Below are 468 nucleotides of genomic sequence, written 5' to 3'. Positions count from 1 at the left end.
GGGAACCTGCGGTTGGATCACCTCCTTAAACTGAAGTGAGATATTGGAAAGTGCAGTGTCCACAACAGATTGTCTGATGAAAATAACGAGCAGAAATACCTTAATAGGCTTGTAGCTCAGGTGGTTAGAGCGCACCCCTGATAAGGGTGAGGTCGGTGGTTCAAGTCCACTCAGGCCTACCAATTCTACTTATCCTTGAAATCTTCGCTGCTGCGTTGCTCATGTGCGTTTGCACACTGCGCTACTCGCAACGAACCTTTCGTCGGCTAAGCGAGTTGGCAGAGGTATGACTGATTTGGGGCTATAGCTCAGCTGGGAGAGCGCCTGCTTTGCACGCAGGAGGTCTGCGGTTCGATCCCGCATAGCTCCACCATTAAAAAGACTTCAGAGCGTATTGGCGACAGTATGCTGCGAAGTATTTGCTCTTTAACAATCTGGAACAAGCTGAAAATTGAAACGACGCAGCTG

At 49.4% G+C, this 468-nt stretch carries 2 tRNA genes; both read left to right on the top strand.

Features of this window, described 5'->3' with window-relative positions:
• Positions 1-105: 105 nt before the first annotated feature.
• Positions 106-182: transfer RNA gene (locus DDT56_RS24285), tRNA-Ile, on the top strand.
• A gap of 115 nt (positions 183-297) precedes the next feature.
• Positions 298-373: transfer RNA gene (locus tag DDT56_RS24280), tRNA-Ala, on the top strand.
• The last annotated feature ends 95 nt before the right edge of the window (positions 374-468 follow it).

This window comes from Brenneria corticis, assembly GCF_003115855.1.
Lineage (GTDB): Bacteria > Pseudomonadota > Gammaproteobacteria > Enterobacterales > Enterobacteriaceae > Brenneria > Brenneria corticis.
The sequence above is the reverse complement of the archived record's forward strand: the minus strand, read 5'-3'. Positions and strand labels throughout refer to the sequence as shown.